Here is a 16,475-nt window from a genome sequence, read left to right as displayed (position 1 = left end):
CTGACGACCTGATTGACGCCTGGATCACGGATCCTGGGCGGGGTCAGGCCGCCGGCTCGTCGGCTCGGTCCGCGGAGACGGCCGGGACCGCAGCCGGAACCGCGGGCGCGGGCGGGACCGCCGGCACGGGCGGGACCGCCGGCACGTGCCGGCCGCCGTTGCCCTCGCCGTCCGTTCCGCGGGCGCGGCCGAGCAGCCCCGCCAGGTCCACGCCGGTCAGGTCCGTGCCCAGCTGCAAGCCCTGCGCCACGTTGCTGGCCACCGCGCGGGTCAGCGACGACGCGCCCTCCGTGGAGATCACGGTCAACTTGTCGATCTCGCCGATCGGGCGGCTGGCCGCCTCCACCACCTTCGGCAGCACCCGGGCCAGCAGGTCGAGCGTGGCCGCGTCGCCGTAGAGGTCGAACGACACCGCCTTCAGCCGCATCGACTCCGCGTCCGCCTGGCCGAGCGCGAGCCGGGCCGCGCCCTCCGCCTGCCCCTCCAGCTCGACCGCGCGCGCCAGTGCGGTGCGCCGGGCCAGTTCGCCCTCGCCGACCAGCCGGGACCGCTCCGCCTCCGCCTGCGCCTCCGCGATCGTCCCCTGCCGGCGCGCGTCCGCGGCGAACACGTCCGCGTTCCGGTGCCCCTCCGCCTCCTGCTCGACCCGGTAGCGTGCCGCGTCGGCCGGCTTGCGGACCGAGACGTCCAGCTCGCGCTCCTTCAGCTCGGCCTCGCGCTCCGCGACCTTGCGCCGCTCGACCAGCACCGCCTGGTTCTGCTCCGCCTCGGCCAGTGGGCCGGCCGCGGCCGAGCGCGCGGCGGCCGCGTCCACCTCGGCGCGGATCTCCGCCTTGCGCAGCGCCAGGTTGCGCTCGGCCATCGCCACCGACTCCTCGGCCAGCAGCCGGGCCTGCTCGGACGCCTGCCGGGCCTGCGACTCCGCGATCGCCGCGTCCTTGAGCACCCGGGCCGCCTCCGGGCGGCCGAGGTCCTGCAGATACGTACCCTCGGCGAGGATGTCCTGGACCTGGAACGTGTCCAGAACCAGGCCCTGGTTCGTCATCGAGTGCTCGGCCTCCTCCGCGACCGCGTTCGCGAACGTGACCCGGTCACCGATGATCTCCTCGATGGTGAGCCGGCCGACGATCGCGCGCAGCGACCCGGCCAGTACCTCGCGGGTGAACTGGTCGATCTCCTTCTGCTGGTGCAGGAACCGCTGCGCGGCCGCGCGGATCGCGTCCTCGGTGCCGCCGACCTTGACGATCGCGACGCCGTGCAGGTTCGCCCGGATGCCGAGCTTGCTGACCGCGCCCTGGATGTCCACGCTGATCCGGCGGCTGGACAGGTCGAGCGACTGCTTGCGCTGCACCACCGGGAGCACGAAGACGGACGCGCCCATCACCACCTTCTGCCCGGACAGGTCGGTGGAGCGCACGCCCTCCTCGTCGGTGACGAAGCGGCCCTTGCGGCCGGTGATGATGAAGGCCTCGTTCGGGCCGGCCACCTTGATCCGGGAGAACACGAACATCACGACGAGGAAGACCACCAGCACAGCGCCGGCGGTCGCGATCAGGATCGGCATGTGACTCTCCTCAGTGTGCGAGCGGTTCGACGACGACGCTGGTGTCCGACGGCGCCTCGACGACGAAGACCTCGGTGCCGAGCGGGAGCGCGGAGTCCGCGCGGGCGTTGAGCTTCACCGGCAGGCCGCCGGCCCGCACGCGGACCTCGCCGTACCCCCGGACGGGGATCGGGGTGACCACCACGCCGATCGCGCCGACCAGGTCGGCCCGGGTGAGCGTGGCGTCCGTGGGGATGTTGCGGGCCCAGCGGGACAGCCGCACCGCGAGGTACGCGGTGGGCACCGCCGCCGCCACGCCGACGCCCGCCGCGGCCAGCACCTCACCGGCCGAGCGCGCGCCCAGGAGCTGCGCCGCGATCGCACCACCGAAGCCGAACGCGCCGAGGAAACCGGCGATCGACTCCACCGAGGCCGGCCCGCCCAGATCGACGTGCACCACGCGCAGCGCACCGGCGCCCAGCAGCGCCAGCGTGAGAACCGCCGCGCCGAAGCCGCCGACGAGCAGGAAGACCAGCGTAGGCGCGTCCATCTCGGACCCTCCTCGGGTGGTTGCCCGCGAGCGTAGACAGCCCGCACCACACGCGCCGCCCCGAGCGCCGCGACTGGACGAATTGGCCGGCCGGGCCGGTGATCCGCGACGGCATCGAGCAACGGCTGCGGCTGACGGACGTGAGCCCGCCACTGCTCTCGTTCCGGTTCACCTACCGCTTCCCGGACGGCGCCGAGCTGATCTCCGACTCGACGCTCCGGTTCCGTACCCTCGATGAACTGGAAGTTTCTCTGCGGGACGCGGAATTCGCGATTCACGACATCCGGGACGCGCCGGACCGCCCCGGCCTCGAGTGGGTGATCCTCGCGCAGCGCTGATCAGGCCGGCGGGTTCGGCTTCGGGACGGCGGCCAGCAGGGTGAGGAGCCGGCGGGCGGTCGTGGGGTCGAGGGTGCCGGTGGTGAGGACGGCGTCGATCGCGGCGTGGCAGGAGGTGTGGGCCTCGGCGAGGCGGTGGCGGCCGGTGTCGGTGATGGCGACCTGCTGAATGCGGCGGTTGCCGGTGCGGCCGACGCGGATGACCAGGTCGCGCCGGGTTAGGCGGTCGACCAGGTGGGTGATCGCGCCGTTGGTGACGGAGACGGAGTCGGTCAGCGCGCCCATCCGCATCCGGCCCTCCGGCGCGACCGCGAGGCTGCGCAGCACCTCGAACTCGCTGACCACCAGCCGGTGCGGCCGCAGCGACTCACCGATGGCCCGGTCGAGCGCGCGGCTGGCGGACCGGGCCGCACGGGCCAGCGGGAGCGTCAGATCGTCGGGGAACCCGTCGATCGCGTGTTCCTCCCGTGCCCCGCGCTGCTGTGTCACCCCCCAAGCAGAAACCGTGTCCTCAGGGCAGGGTCAAGCCGCTAACCAGTTGCTGGTCGTAGAGCTGCGGGCCGCGAGGTGTATCCGACCGCGTCGTCCGGCAACTCGACGGACCGGCTCGCGCAGATCTCGGCAGCCAGGTAGGAGACGCCGTCGTGAACGCCCGCGAGCCGTCACGGTGGGCCGCGTCGAAGTCCGCGCCGCGCTGCCCCGCTCAGGCCTCGAAGCGGGACGGATCTCCGGCGCCCACGCGCAGCACCTCGGGCACGTCCTCGGACAGGTCGATCACGGTCGTCGGAACCACGCCGCATTCGCCCGCGTCCAGCACCGCGTCCAGCTGGTGATCTAGCCGCTCCTTGATCTCCCAGCCCTGCACCGGCGCCTCGTCCTCGCCGGGCAGCAGCAGCGTGGTCGACAGCAGCGGCTCGCCCAGCTCGGCCAGCAGCGCCTGGGTCACCGCGTGCGCCGGCACCCGCACACCGACCGTCTTCTTCCGCGGATGCAGCAGCCGCTTCGGCACCTCGCGCGTGGCCGGCAGGATGAACGTGTAGCTGCCCGGAATCGCGGCCTTCACCGACCGGAACACCGCGTTGCTGATGTGCACGAACTGCCCGACCTGCGCGAAGTCCCGGCAGACCAGCGTGAAGTGATGCCTGTCGTCCAGGCCGCGGATCGCCCGGATGCGCTCCAGCCCGTCCCGATTGCCGACCAGGCACCCGAGCGCGAAACACGAGTCGGTCGGATAGGCGATCAGGCCACCCTCGCGCAGGAGCGACGCCACCTGCGAAATGGCCCTGGGCTGCGGATTGTCCGGATGCACGTCGAAATACCTCGCCACCGGGGCAGCCTACCCCCACCCGAATTCCAGACCGATCAAACCCATGCTTTCCCGCTTCCGGCGGGGTACGGACCGCATGCTCCCGCGGGCACCGGTTCACCGCTACTCACCTTGTTTCGACCACGTTCCTGCCCTGCTCTTCCGCAACCAGCCGGACGAGCCCGCGATCACGGAGGTGGTGCGATATTGGATCTCGTCGTGGCGGGGGCGCGGGCACAATGGGCGCCGTGCTGACCGCAACTCGCAAGCTGCTCACGTCCCTGGAAACACTGCCGTACCGGGGGCGGATGAGCGCGCTCGCCGCCTGGGCGCGCACCGCCCCGGACCGCGCGGCGGTCTGCGCCGAGCTGCGGGGGCGCGGCGTCTACGAACGGCGGCTCGCGCTGGTCGCCGCGATGGTGGTGCGGGACCGGGACGGTATCGCGGCGGCCGCGAACGACCCGGTGCCGGCGCTGCGCGCGGAGGCGCTCGCCGCGGCCGTGTTCGCGGGCCTGCCCGCCGGCGAGCACGCGGACCGGCCGGAGGTGGAGCGGCGGCGGATCTACCGCGCGTTGCGCCAGCGGCACGCGCCGGAGATCGCGGACGCGCTGATGCCCGAGATCCGCGCCCGGTTCGGCGATGACGAGGCGATCGCGCTGCTGCCCGGCTGCGGGACCGAGACGGTGCGCGCGTTGCTGCCGGAGCTGGAGCACGGGTTCGGGCTGAGCAGGCTGGTCCGCCGGCACGCCGGCGTGGTGCTGGACCGGGCCCGCGAGCGGCTGGCCGCGGCCGAGCCGGAGGACCGCGACCGGGTCTGGACCGACGTGATCCACGCGGTCCTCCGCTGCGACCCGGCACAGGCCCTGGACCTGCTGGAACGATACGGCCCGGAGGACTCGCTGCCGGGCTCGCTCACCGCGTACGGACCGCTCGCCCGGCACGACGTGCACCGCGTCGCCCGGCTGCTCGCCGCGCCGGCCCGCACCGGCTGGCTGGAACGGCTCACGCTGCCGCCCGGCCTGCTGCGCCGGCTGATCACGCTGCCCACGGACGAGCTGGCGTCGATCGGCGTCCGCTTCCGGCACAACGGCGCCGGGCTGACCGCGTTCCTCGACGCGCTCCCGCCGAGCCGCCGCGGCGAGCTCTACGACCTGATCATGGCGGACGCGGACACCTCCATGTTCCTGCCGGCGACCGCGGTGATGGAGGTGCTGCCGGCCGCGATCCGAATCCGGGAGGCCCGCAGGGTGCTGAGCCTGCCCCGGATCAGCGAGAACGAGACCCACGTGCAGACCTGGAGCGCCTACCTGGCCTGGCCGGACGCGCGGGCGGCGCTGGAGACCGCGCTGCGCTCCGGCGACGCGGAGGAGCGGTCGGCCGGCTACGCGCTGCTGATCGGCGCGGCCCGCCACTCCCGCGACCCGCACGCGGTCGCCGAGATGATCACTCGGCTGGAGCGGCTGCGCAACGAGCGGGACCCGGTCCGCGCGTCCGCGCTCACCGCGCTGGCCGCGGTCGCGCCGCTGCTCACCGCGGAGTCCACGGCCGGGCTGACCCGGCTCACCACGGACGCGGCCGAGGCCCGGGACGCGTCCTACGCGACCACGTCCGCGCTCGGCCGGCTCGCCGCGGACGTGCTCCGGCACCACGTGGGCTCGCCGGAGCTGAGCGAGTGGGCGCTGTTCACGATCGACCTGGTCAGCAGCGGCTCGGCCGTACCGGTGCTGCGGCGCTTCGATTCCGTCCTTCGCCGCGGGCAGGAGAGCCTGGTCTTCGCGCGGCTGCGCCGGTGGATCGAGGACGGGATCGCGCGCGCGGACTACGGGCGGCTGTTCGCGCTCACCCACGCGCTCGGCCGGCGCGCCCGCCACGTGCCGGAGCTGCAGGAACTCCTGCGCGCCGCGACCGGCAAGCGCACGCTGCCGGCGGTCGCGCGGACCGCGGTCGACCTGTGGCTGGCCGACCCGCGGCACCGGTCCGCACGGGTCGCGGAGGTGCTGGACGCCGACGTGTCCACGGCGACGCTGCACGTCGTCTGGACCACGATCTGCACGGTCCGCACCGACCTGCTCGACCGGGTGCTGGCCCGCCCCGTCAAGGGCCGGTTCGTGGAGAAGGGGACGCGCTGGGTGCCGGGCTGGTCGCTGCGGCCGGAGCGCTGGCTGCCCCGCCAGCAGGACCGGTTCGTGGAGCTGCAGGCGCTGATCGCGGCGGACGAGGGCCAGGGTGTGTGGCGGCGCGCGCAGGCGATCAAGGCCGCGGCCGGGATCTCCGGCGCGGGCCGTGAGCTGGTGCTGCGCTACCTCGACGACCCGGAGGTCGCGATCGCGGAGGCGGCGCTGGGCGCGCTGGCCTGGACGGACCGGCCGGACCTGGCGCTGCCGGTGCTGCTGCGGTACGCGGACGGCGACCGCGCGCGGGTCGCGCTCTACGCGGCCGGGCGCGCGGCCCGGCACGTACCCCCGTCGGTTCTGGAGGGTGTGCTGGGTCCGGTGCTGGCCGGGCCGGCGAAGGTGACCAGTCGCAAGGAGGCGGCCCGGCTGCTGGCCGGCTTCGGCACACCGGCCGTGATGGCGACGCTGCTGGCCGCCTACACGCGACCGGACCAGCACCGCGACATCCGCGCCGCGATCGTCTCCGCGGCCCGGCAGCGACTCGGCGTCGAGGAGAGCTGGGACGTCCTGCGCACCGCGGTCGGCGGCAGCCGGGAGGAGCGGCGCGCGGTGCTGCACGCGCAGCCGTACCTGATCGCGGAGCGGCACCGCCCGCGGTACGCCCGGTTCATCGTGGACGCGGCCGGCGCCGGCGACCGGGAGGTCCGGCGGGCCGCGTTCGGCCGGTTCGGCACCTGGGCACCGTGGCTGACCGGCACCGACGACATGATCGTCGACCGGCTCACCGACCTGCGCGAGTCGCTCACCCACATGGACATCGCGGGCCTGCTGCGCGCCGGCGGCCCCACCGTGCTCGCCCGCACGCTGACCGCCCTGGTCGATCTCGACGCCCAGCCGGGCGGCGGCGCCCCCGTCCAGCCGGGCGCCGGTGCGGACGCCTCGCTGGAAAGCGACGCCCACGCCTTGCCGGAAAGCGACGCCCACGCCTTGCCGGAGAGCGACGCAACCGTCTCGCCGGAGAGCGGCGCGCCCGGCGAGCGGGCCGACGGCGTGATCGCGGACCGGCCGGCGCGGCGCCGCGTCGAGCTGCTGGCCCGTGGCGCGAACGTCCGGGCGCGCACGCTGCCGCCGAGCGCGGACCGGTCCGTGCTGATCGCGCCGGCCCGGTGGCTGGCCGGACGGCCAGGCTTCACCGCTATCGGCGCGGCCATGCTCGTCGACCTGGGCCGGCTGGACAACCTGGACGAGATCGTGGAGCTGTGCGCGGCGCGGCCGGTGCTCGCCGCGCACCTCGCGGACCGGGCCGCGACCCGGATGCGGAGCCTCCGCGACTGGTACGACCCGGACGCGATCGCCCGGCTGACCGCCCGCGGCGACGTGGCCGGCGGACTGTTCGCGGTCGCGCTGGTCCCGCACGGCGCCGGGTTCGGCTGGAAGGAGCCGTGGCGCGGCCTGCTGGCGGCGCTGCGCGCCCACCCGGACGCGGACGTGCGCGAGTCCGCACTCGGCATCGACATGAGCTGAAGCGCGGCCCACGCCGTGCGGCCACGCCGTGCTGACCGCCGGTACCGGCCCGGCCGGTACCGGCGGTCAGAAGGCGTAGCGGACCCGGCAGTACGGCATGCGCGCCGCGATCAGGTCGACCAGGGACGCGACGTAGCGGCCCTTGGCGCCGGTGCGGTAGCGGACGTTCCAGAAGCCGTTCTCCGAGCGTTTTCCCTGCTGGAGCTCGGGTCGCCAGATCAGCTCCTCCGCCTTCGGGTGCCAGCCCAGGTTGACCTCGTGCAGGTCCCGGTTGTGGGTCAGGAAGATGACCTCCGCGGCCAGCTGCGCCTTCGCGGCCGGCCCGATGCCGGCGTCGAGTCGGCCGAGCAGCTCGGCCCAGTCCTCCAGCCAGCCGTCCCGGACCACGACCGGGGAGAAGTTGACGTGCACCTCGTAGCCGGCCGCGACGAAGTCGTCGATCGCGGCGATCCGGTCCGCGATCGGGGACGTCCGGATGTCCAGGATCTTCGCGTCACGCTGGGGCATCAGCGAGAACCGGACGCGGGTGCGGCCCTGCGGATCCCAGTCCAGCAGGTCACGGTTGACGTACTTGGTGGCGAACGAGGCCTTCGCGTTCGGCAACGACCGGAACAGCGTGACCAGGTCACGGACGTTGTCGCTGATCAGCGCGTCCACGCCGCAGTCGGAGTTCTCGCCGATGTCGTAGACCCAGTACTGTGGATCACACTCGTTCGGTGCCGGCTTCACGCCCTGCCGGCCGGCGTGGCGCCCCACGTACCCGCTGATCTTCTCGATGTTGGTGAAGACCGTGATCGGGTTGCTGTATCCCTTGTGCCGGGGCACGTAGCAGTAGGCGCAGGCCATCGCGCAGCCGTTCGCGGTGGACGGCGCGATGAAGTCGGCGGACCGGCCGTTCGGGCGTGCGGTCAGCGACTTCTTGACGCCCAGCACCAGTGCCTCACGCTTGATCCGCACCCACCGGTTGACGTTCGTCTCGTCGCCGTACAGCTCGGGGATGCGGTGGTGGCTCTCGACCTCGACCAGCGTGGCGTCCGGGAAGCGGGCCAGCACCTCCTTGCCGCGCGGCAGCTCGGCCGCGGCCGGTTCGACGTAGATGCGGCCGATGTCGAGAAGCGTGCTCATCGCGCCTCCCGTCCTGACAGCCTCAGCTACGTACCCCTCGATGGGATCTTATTTCTGGGGAACCGGACGCGCCCTGGAAAGGGATCCTCTTAGCGTTTCGGCCACTGCCAGGCAGGTGCCTCGAATCGGCCCAGACCGGCCACCCGCGTCTCGCCCTCCTCCTTGATCAGCTCGATCCGGTGTGCGTCGTCGCCGAGCGCGTCGGCCAGCGCGGACGCGTGCGTGACCACCAGGATCTGGCAGCGCGTGGCCGCCGTGGTGATCAGGCCGGCGAGCGGCGCGAGCAGGTCCGGGTGCAGGCTGGTCTCCGGCTCGTTGAGCACCAGCAGCTCCGGCGGGCGCGGCGTGAGCAGCGCCGCGGCCATCAGCAGGTAGCGCAGCGTGCCGTCGGAGAACTCCGTGGTGCCGAGCGGGCGGCGCAGGCCGGGCTGGGTGAGCTTGAGCCACAGGCGGCCGTCCTCGTCGTCGGTGATCCCGATCCGGCTGCCCGGGAACGCGGCGTCGATCGCGCCGGCCAGCTCGCCGTTCACGCCGATCTCCTGGATCGTCTGCAGCGCGGAGGCCAGATCACTGCCGTCGTGGCCGAGGATCGGCGTGCGCGTGCCGATCGTGACGCGGCGCGCGGGGGCGTCCGCGTCCGTGCGCAGGTGGTCGTAGAAGCGCCAGCGCCGGATCCGCTCGCGCATCCTGATCAGCGGGCCGTCGGCGTACTGGCCGAGCATGCTGTCGTACGGCGCGACCGCCTCCAGCGCTGGTTCCAGGCGCCGGCCGTTCCGGATCGAGATCAGCGGGCCGGCGCGGTCGGCCAGCACCCCGGCCGGGCGCAGCATCGGGCCGGAGAAGAGCACCTCGCGCTTGATCTCCGGGTCGTTGCCGAACAGGGAGCTGCTCGGCACGGGCAGGCCGAGGTCGACGGCGTAACCGTCGCCGTCGCCCGCGAAACCGAGGCGGATCGAGACCGGGCCGGTCTTGCCGGGCGGGCCGGCCCAGCGCGCGGACCCCAGGCCGCCCTCGCGCGCGATCGCGGCGACCGCGCCGTTGCGCGCGGACTCGGCCAGCAGGCGCAGCGCGCGGTAGAGACTGGATTTCCCGCTGCCGTTCGCACCGGTCACCACGGTGAGTGGCGCCAGCTCCACGGTCAGGTCGCGGATCGATCGATAGCCCTCGACCGCGAGTGTGTGAATCATGCCGATCATTCAAACATGGACGAGATCTAGGGCGGTCCGCCCTAGATCGTCCCCCCATTTCAACGAGCCTCATTCAACCTGGCGCATTCGGACCGTCCGACCGGTGCGGTGCGGGCTGAAAACGGCTCGATGTCGTGCCCGTCAGGCTGCCACCCGACGTCATTCCCCCCGTGCGTCTTCGCAGGCTCGTTCCCCCGTGCGTCTTCGCAGGCTCCGTCAGGCGGCGGCGACCGGCCGGCGGGCCAGCAGGTGCAGCGCGTTCAGGAACTGCTCGCGCTTGTCCTCGTCGAGCGACGCGAGCGTCTCCTCCTCGGCGGCCTCCAGACCGGCGGAGAGCTCGGTCAGCACGGCCCGGCCGGCGTCCGTGATCACCAGGCGGCGAACGCGGCGGTCGGCGGCGGACAGGTGCCGCTGGAGCATGCCGGCCCGCTCCAGGTCGTCGATGCGGTCGGTGACCACGGTGCGGTGGATGCCGAGGCGGTTCGCCAGGGAGATCTGGGTGCCGTAGTCACCGGCCGAGACCGCGGCCAGGATCTCGTAGCCGTGCTGCCCGCCGGGCGCGGTGGCCAGGACCGCGTCGGCCCGGGCCAGGTAGTCCCGCAGCACGGTCCGCAGCGCCCAGCCGAGACCGGCTGAGGAGGGCGGGGGTACGTGCCGTGCGGGGGCGGGTCGTGGAGTGAGCGATATGCGCTGCACGGGTCGATTCCTCCTCGTACTGATGTGCCGGGCTTTCTGCAATTAGGCCCGCGCGGGGTTGACGACCTGTTGACGAGTGATAGGCATCGGGAGTTCGAACCGTGTTGCATATAAAACAAAAGAGCCCGGAACGCCCTCACGGCGTCCCGGGCCCTTCACGGAGAGTCACTTTTCGTCGTCGACGACCTCGTCGCTCTCATCGTCCTGCGCCGCGTGCCGCTGAGCCTGCTGAGCCTGGTGGGCCTGCTGAGCCTGGTGGGCCTGCTGAGCCTGGGCGGCCTGCTGTGCCTGAGCCGCGGCCTGCGCCTGGGCGGCCTGGACCGCGCGCTGCGCCTGGGAGGGGATCGCGGCCGGTGCGACCTCGCCCTCCTCCTCGTCGTCGTAGTCGGCCTCTTCCGCGATGCCGCCGGTCACCTGCGGCTGGTCCACCCAGAGCGCGCGCAGCTGGCCCTGCATGAACGAGGTCAGCCGCGTCCGGTACTCCCGGTCGAACTGCTCCAGCGCCTCGATCTGGTCCTGCAGCGACTCGCGCTTCGCACCGAGGCTGCCGACCACGTCGTCGAACCGGCGCTGTGCCTGCTGACGCGTGTGCTCGGCGTTCTGCTCCGCGTTGTGCTCGATCGTCTGCGCGGAGGCGCGGGCGTCCGCGACGATCTTCTCGGCCATCCGGTGCGCCTCGTCGACGCGGTTCTGCGAGTCGCGGGTCATCCGCTCGGCCGCGGCACGAGCCTCCGCGACCGCCTTCTCGGCCTCGCGGCGCACGTTGTCCGCGTGCCGCTCCGCCGCCTCCGCGATCTGCTGCGCCGCGGCGGCCGCCTCGGCGCGGATCTTCTCCGCCTGGGCCTGGGCGCCCGTGATGTGGGCCTCGGCCGTGCGCTGGGCCATGGTCAGGACCTGGAGCGCCTGGCCGGGCATGGGGGGACCGCCGGCCGGGCCGCCAAGCTGTGCTGCCAGGGCGGGCATGATCTCGGGGTGCTCCGAGGTCGTGCTGTCCGGCATTGCGTTGCCGTTGAACATCACCTTGACACGATCCTTCATCCGATTGTCAGCCACGATTTTCTCCGTACGTGCGGGCTCATACGCGCGGCTTCGTGCCGACGAGACGCCGGTGAGACGGGCTTGAACCGCGGCATGTTACCAAGCCTCGGACATCCAATGCGAGGGTCGTTCCGGCGGTATTCCGGCCATGATCGTCATTCCCGCCCTGAACTGGGAAAACTCGCCGACCGGAATGCGTTACCGCGAGCATTGAACACCCTTTCGAAAGTCGATGTCCCCCTTCCGGCGTGGTCACCTTCCGCTGCTCCCGCGGCCGCGGATCCGCGGCCGCCCACTTTCCGCACGAACCACACCCTTCGAGCCATCCCGCCGACGGGATGGGCGTGACGGGATTGGGCGGACCGTGATCGGAGTGCGACGCTGCGTCAATGAGACGGGTTGCCGTGGTCCTGGTCATGGTGGTGTCGCTGCTGGCGGTCCCGGCCGCCGCGCAGGCGCGTGCCCTGGAGACGCTGCCGGGCACGGCGTGGTGGACGGACCCGGCGACCGGGGAGCGCCACGTCGCCGCGGACGCGTCCGTGGGGGAGCGCGATCTGCGGCGGCTGGCCGCGTCCGCGGGCACCGTGGTGCGGGAGCCGGGCGTGCGGCGGCAGTTCCTCGCGGGTGGGGACCCGATCTTCCCGGGCGGCAGCTCCCGGTGCACGATCGGGTTCAACGTGCGCAGCACCAGCACGCCGTACCGGTACTACTTCATCACGTCCGGCCACTGTGTCGGCCCGGTCGGCACGACCGTGAGCAGCGGCGGCACGGTGATCGGGACGGTGGAGCGGCGGCTCGATCCGCGGGATCTCGCGCTGGTGCGCTATACGCCGCCGTCCGGGACCGTGCAGCCGCCGCACCCGAGCGCGGTCAATCGCTACAACGGCACGCTGCAGCCGATCACCACGTTCGCCACCGCGTTCGTGGGCCAGGGGGTGCAGCGGGCCGACAGCACCACCGGGCTGCGCAGCGGCACGGTCACCGCGCTCAACGCCACGGTCAACTACGCCGAGGGTACGGTGTACGGCCTGACCCGCACGACCGTGTGCGCGGAGCCCGGCGACAGCGGCGGGCCGTTCTTCTCCACCACCACCGGGCTCGGCACGTTCAGCGGCGGCTCCGGCAACTGCACCTCCGGCGGCGTCACGTACTTCGCGCCGGTGCTGCCGTACCTGAGTGGGTGGGGCGTCGGCGCCTACTGACCGGTCTTCATCAGGCGCTTGGCGCGTTCGGCCACCGCGTCCGCGTCGCTGGTGAGGTCCGGGTGGTCGGCCGGCTGCGGCACGCACAGCCACAGCGCCTTCGGCTGCACCTCGACGTCGAGCCGGGTGCCGGGATCGATCAGGTCGCCGTCCAGTTGACGCGGCTCGGCCTTGCGCGACTCGATCGAGACGCGAGCACCCCGGAAGACCTCGAGCGCGGGTACGCGATCGTGGCGCCGCGCGACCGCCCAGGCCATCGCGGCCCACTGCCCCAGCGTGCGCGGCGACAGCACGGCCACGTCCAGCTTGCCGTCCGCCGGGTCGGCCGCCTCGAGCAGCCGCACGCCGCCCTGCAACCGGCCCACGTTCGCGACCAGCACGGTCTTCGCGCGCCGGCGCAACGGCGGCCCGCCGTCGATGGTGATCGTGACGCGCATCGGCCGGTCGCGCAGGTGCTTGGCCGCGCCGATCAGGTACGCCGGCCAGCCGATCCGCTTCTTCGTGGTCTCCGACGTGGAGTCGAGCATCTTCGCGTCGAAGCCGAGCCCGGCCATCACCGCGAAGTTCGCGTCCTCGCAGCGGCCCACGTCGAGCCGGCGCAGCCCGCCCTCGATGGCGACGCCGAGGCCGGCCGCGAGGTCGGTGGACAGGCCGAGGTTCGCGGCGAGCAGGTTGCCGGTGCCGGCCGGCAGGATCGCGAGCGCGGCGTCGGTGCCGGACAGCGCGGTGATGCAGGCCATCACGGTGCCGTCGCCGCCGGCCGCGAACACCACCTCGGCGCCCTCGTCGAGCGCCGCGGTGGCCTGGCCGCGGCCGGGGTCCTCGGGCGTGGTCTCGTACCAGACCGGTGCCGGCCAGCCGGCCTTGGCCAGCGTCTCCGTCACGGTCTGCCGGAAGGCGTCGAGGTCCGGCACCTTCGAAGGGTTGACCACGACCGCGCAGGCCGCGGGGACGTTGAGTTCGGTTGGCACGTGTTCCTCCTGGTCGCAGGCGCCGCTCACATACCCCGTGGGTGACCCTCGCACACCCGATTGTCTCCCGAAGCGTGAACGGGCATTGCCCATTCCCGAGTAGTCCTATAGGAATATGAGGGTGACCGCCGTTCTGGAGACCACGGCGCCGCCGGCTGCCGGCGCGCCCGTGACCACGAAACCGGCCCGCCGCCGGCACGTCGCGCTGCGGGTGCTCGCCCTCGTCGTGCTGCTCGCGCTGTGGGAGCTGACCGCCCGCTTCATGCAGAACCCGACGTTCATCCCGTCGCCCGCCGCGGTCTGGCACCAGCTGATCGTGACCTCGACCGAGGGCTACAGCGGGCACCTGCTGATCGAGCACCTCGGCGTGAGCCTGCGCCGCATCCTGATCGGCTCGCTGATCGGCATCGCCGCCGGTCTCGTGGTCGGCGTGGTGATGGGCACGGTGCCATGGGTGCGGGTGGTGACCGAGCCGGTGGTCACGTTCGTCCGCGCGCTGCCGCCGCTGGCGTACTTCAGCCTGTTCATCATCTGGTTCGGCATCGACGAGACGCCGAAGCTGTGGCTGCTGTCGATCGCGGCGCTGCCCCCGGTCGCGGTCGCCACCGCGGCCGCGGTGCACGCGGCGCCGACCGGGCTGGTGGAGGCCGCGCGGGCGCTCGGTGCGGGCCGCGCCGACGTGGTCCGCGACGTGGTGCTGCCGCACGCGCTCCCGGAGATCTTCACCGGCATCCGGCTCGCGGTCGGCATCGCGTACTCGTCCGTGGTCGCAGCCGAGACGATCAACGGCGTGCCGGGCATCGGCGGCATGGTCCGCGACGCACAGCGCTACTCCCAGACCGACGTGGTGGTGCTGGGCCTCTTCGCGATCGGGCTCTCCGGCCTGCTCATCGACGCATTGCTGCGCCAGGCCGAGGACCGCCTGGTCCCCTGGCGCGGGCGCATCTAGATCAAATTCAACGACCAGCGAGGGTACGAGTGTGAGCAGCTTTACGCGTTTCGCGGCGATAGCGGTGGCGGCCCTGATGGCGACCAGCGCGTGCGGTGACGGTGCCGCCGGCCAGGGTCGTGGCGGTGACGGCGGAGATCCCGCGGACAGGACCATCCGCATCGCCTACCAGGCGTTCCCGTCCGGCGACCTGATCGTGAAGAATCAGGGGCTGCTGGAGAAGGCGCTGCCCGACTACGAGATCACCTGGACCAAGTTCGACTCCGGCGCCAGCATCAACACCGCGTTCGTGGCCGGCAGCGTGGACATCGCGGCGATCGGCTCCAGCCCGGTCGCGCGCGGCCTCTCCGCGCCGCTCAACATCCCGTACCAGGTGGCCTTCGTCCTGGACGTCGCCGGTGACAACGAGGCACTGGTGGCGCGCAACCAGTCCGGCGTCAAGGACATCGCGGGCCTGCGAGGCAAGAAGGTGGCCACGTCGTTCGCGTCGACGTCGCACTACAGCCTGCTCGCCGCGCTGGCCCAGGCCGGGCTCAAGGAGTCGGACCTCACGATCGTGGACCTGGAGCCGCAGGACATCCTGGCCGCGTGGACGCGCGGCGACCTGGACGCGGCCTACACCTGGCTGCCCACGCTGGACGCGCTGAAGAAGGACGGCACGGTCCTGATCTCCAGCCGCCAGCTGGCCACCGCCGGCAAGCCCACGCTCGACCTGGGCGTGGTCGCCACGTCGTTCATCGAGGCGCACCCGGACGCGGTCGACGTCTGGCGCAAGGCCGAGGCGCAGGCCCTCGACCTGATCGCCACCGATCCGGCCACGGCCGCGACCGCGGTCGGTGCCGAACTGAACATCACAGCCGAGGACGCGCAGAACCAGCTCAGCCAGGGCGTCTTCCTCAAGCCCGCCGACCTGGCCGGCCCCGAGTGGCTCGGCACCGAGGCCGCCCCGGGCAGGCTCGCGGACAACCTGGTCGCCGCCGCCCAGTTCCTCTACGACCAGAAGAAGATCGACTCGGTTCCGGACCTGGCCACCGTGCAGAAGGCCGTCTACGTGAAGGGTCTGCCCGATGTCCTCTCCTGACGCGCCGCCGGTGGCGGCCGGGCTTTCCGGCACCTCGGTCGCGGCGGTCGAGATCGACGACGTCACGCACGTCTACGGGCACGGGGCCGCCGCGGTCACCGCGGTCGGGCCGGTCAGCCTGAGCGTGCCGCCGGGCGAGTTCCTGGTGCTGGTCGGGGCGTCCGGGTGCGGGAAGAGCACGCTGCTGCGCCTGATCGCGGGCTTCGAGGAGCCGACCGGCGGCACCGTCCGGGCCGGCGGCGAGCCACCCCGGCCCGGCCGCGGCGCCGGGCTCGTCTTCCAGCAGCCGCGCCTGTTCCCGTGGCGGACCGTCGGCGGCAACGTCGACCTGGCGTTGCGCTACGCCGGCGTGCCGAAGAAGGAGCGCGTCGCGCGCGTGCCGCAACTGCTGGCCGACGTCGGCCTGCACGACGTGGAACGCCGCCGCGTCTGGCAGATCTCCGGCGGCCAGCAGCAGCGCGTCGCGATCGCCCGCGCACTCGCCGTGGACAACCCGCTGCTGCTGCTCGACGAGCCGTTCGCCGCGCTGGACGCGCTCACCCGCGAGCGCCTCCAGGAGGACCTGCGCCGGGTCAGCGCGGCGACCGGCCGCACCAGCGTCTTCGTCACCCACAGCGTCGACGAGGCGGTCTTCCTCGGCAGCCGCGTCGTGGTCCTCACCAGACGTCCCGGCCGCATCGCACTCGACCTGCCGATCCCGCTGCCCCGCGGCGGCATCGGTCCCGAGGAACTGCGCGCCCTGCCCGGCTACGCCGCGCTGCGCGCCGAGATCGGCCACGCGGTCCGCGCCGCGGCCTGAGAGGGCGCCGGTCCGTGCCGCCGCGTGACCGCGCCGGGATCGAGGCGTCCGG

Annotated in this window: 15 protein-coding genes; 6 read left to right on the top strand and 9 right to left on the bottom strand. The window is 72.9% G+C overall.

Annotated elements, in window-relative coordinates:
• Positions 1-43 precede the first annotated feature (43 nt).
• Both J2S43_RS18055 and J2S43_RS18050 read right to left on the bottom strand, forming a co-directional pair.
• Positions 44-1,564: a flotillin family protein gene (locus J2S43_RS18055; RefSeq protein WP_306830681.1), complete on the bottom strand. Its 1,521-nt coding sequence runs from the start codon at positions 1,562-1,564 to the stop codon at positions 44-46.
• Positions 1,565-1,574: 10 nt separating this feature from the next.
• Positions 1,575-2,093: an NfeD C-terminal domain-containing protein gene (locus tag J2S43_RS18050; RefSeq protein WP_306830679.1), complete on the bottom strand. Its 519-nt coding sequence runs from the start codon at positions 2,091-2,093 to the stop codon at positions 1,575-1,577.
• Between the two features lie 20 nt (positions 2,094-2,113).
• Here J2S43_RS18050 and J2S43_RS18045 point away from each other — a divergent pair, with 20 nt between their 5' ends.
• Complete coding sequence (locus J2S43_RS18045) at positions 2,114-2,431, top strand: hypothetical protein (RefSeq protein ID WP_306830677.1); 318 nt, start codon at positions 2,114-2,116, stop codon at positions 2,429-2,431.
• Here J2S43_RS18045 and J2S43_RS18040 read toward each other — a convergent pair whose 3' ends face one another.
• Positions 2,432-2,920 (bottom strand): MarR family winged helix-turn-helix transcriptional regulator, encoded by a 489-nt coding sequence (locus J2S43_RS18040; RefSeq protein ID WP_306830675.1) that lies wholly within the window; start codon positions 2,918-2,920, stop codon positions 2,432-2,434. It abuts the gene before it with no gap.
• Positions 2,921-3,134: 214 nt separating this feature from the next.
• Entirely contained in the window at positions 3,135-3,758 is a 624-nt protein-coding gene (locus J2S43_RS18035; RefSeq protein WP_306830674.1) for an L-threonylcarbamoyladenylate synthase, read from the bottom strand.
• 218 nt (positions 3,759-3,976) lie between these two features.
• Between J2S43_RS18035 and J2S43_RS18030 the strand changes: the two genes are divergently transcribed.
• Entirely contained in the window at positions 3,977-7,375 is a 3,399-nt protein-coding gene (locus tag J2S43_RS18030; RefSeq protein ID WP_306830672.1) for a hypothetical protein, read from the top strand.
• 66 nt (positions 7,376-7,441) lie between these two features.
• Here J2S43_RS18030 and J2S43_RS18025 read toward each other — a convergent pair whose 3' ends face one another.
• From J2S43_RS18025 to J2S43_RS18010, 4 genes are all read right to left on the bottom strand, one after another.
• Positions 7,442-8,500, bottom strand: a complete 1,059-nt coding sequence (locus tag J2S43_RS18025) for a spore photoproduct lyase family protein (protein ID WP_306830671.1) — start codon at positions 8,498-8,500, stop codon at positions 7,442-7,444.
• A gap of 89 nt (positions 8,501-8,589) precedes the next feature.
• On the bottom strand, positions 8,590-9,687 hold the full coding sequence (locus tag J2S43_RS18020) for an AAA family ATPase (RefSeq protein ID WP_306830670.1): 1,098 nt from the start codon (positions 9,685-9,687) through the stop codon (positions 8,590-8,592).
• 216 nt (positions 9,688-9,903) lie between these two features.
• Positions 9,904-10,383, bottom strand: a complete 480-nt coding sequence (locus J2S43_RS18015) for a MarR family winged helix-turn-helix transcriptional regulator (protein WP_306830668.1) — start codon at positions 10,381-10,383, stop codon at positions 9,904-9,906.
• Between the two features lie 165 nt (positions 10,384-10,548).
• Positions 10,549-11,436: a hypothetical protein gene (locus J2S43_RS18010; RefSeq protein WP_306830666.1), complete on the bottom strand. Its 888-nt coding sequence runs from the start codon at positions 11,434-11,436 to the stop codon at positions 10,549-10,551.
• A 374-nt stretch (positions 11,437-11,810) separates the two neighbouring features.
• Between J2S43_RS18010 and J2S43_RS18005 the strand changes: the two genes are divergently transcribed.
• Complete coding sequence (locus tag J2S43_RS18005; protein ID WP_306830664.1) at positions 11,811-12,623, top strand: S1 family peptidase; 813 nt, start codon at positions 11,811-11,813, stop codon at positions 12,621-12,623.
• Here the strand turns inward: J2S43_RS18005 and J2S43_RS18000 are convergent.
• A complete protein-coding gene (locus J2S43_RS18000; protein ID WP_306830662.1) occupies positions 12,617-13,594 on the bottom strand; it encodes a diacylglycerol/lipid kinase family protein in 978 nt (325 codons plus the stop codon). The genes J2S43_RS18005 and J2S43_RS18000 overlap by 7 nt on opposite strands.
• A 115-nt stretch (positions 13,595-13,709) precedes the next feature.
• On the opposite strand from J2S43_RS18000, the gene J2S43_RS17995 reads away from it, so the two are divergent.
• Genes J2S43_RS17995 through J2S43_RS17985 form a run of 3 tightly spaced genes read left to right on the top strand, consistent with a single transcriptional unit; the run spans position 13,710 to position 16,423 of the window.
• On the top strand, positions 13,710-14,543 hold the full coding sequence (locus tag J2S43_RS17995; RefSeq protein WP_370881634.1) for an ABC transporter permease: 834 nt from the start codon (positions 13,710-13,712) through the stop codon (positions 14,541-14,543).
• A 31-nt stretch (positions 14,544-14,574) separates the two neighbouring features.
• Positions 14,575-15,624 carry a taurine ABC transporter substrate-binding protein gene (locus J2S43_RS17990; RefSeq protein WP_306830659.1) on the top strand — a complete coding sequence of 350 codons (1,050 nt, stop codon included), beginning with the start codon at positions 14,575-14,577 and terminating at the stop codon, positions 15,622-15,624.
• Positions 15,611-16,423 carry an ABC transporter ATP-binding protein gene (locus J2S43_RS17985; protein ID WP_306830657.1) on the top strand — a complete coding sequence of 271 codons (813 nt, stop codon included), beginning with the start codon at positions 15,611-15,613 and terminating at the stop codon, positions 16,421-16,423. The genes J2S43_RS17990 and J2S43_RS17985 overlap by 14 nt, the downstream gene beginning before the upstream one ends.
• Positions 16,424-16,475: the final 52 nt, after the last annotated feature.

The sequence above is a fragment of the Catenuloplanes nepalensis genome, assembly GCF_030811575.1.
GTDB classification, from domain to species: Bacteria; Actinomycetota; Actinomycetes; order Mycobacteriales; family Micromonosporaceae; genus Catenuloplanes; species Catenuloplanes nepalensis.
The sequence above is the reverse complement of the archived record's forward strand: the minus strand, read 5'-3'. Positions and strand labels throughout refer to the sequence as shown.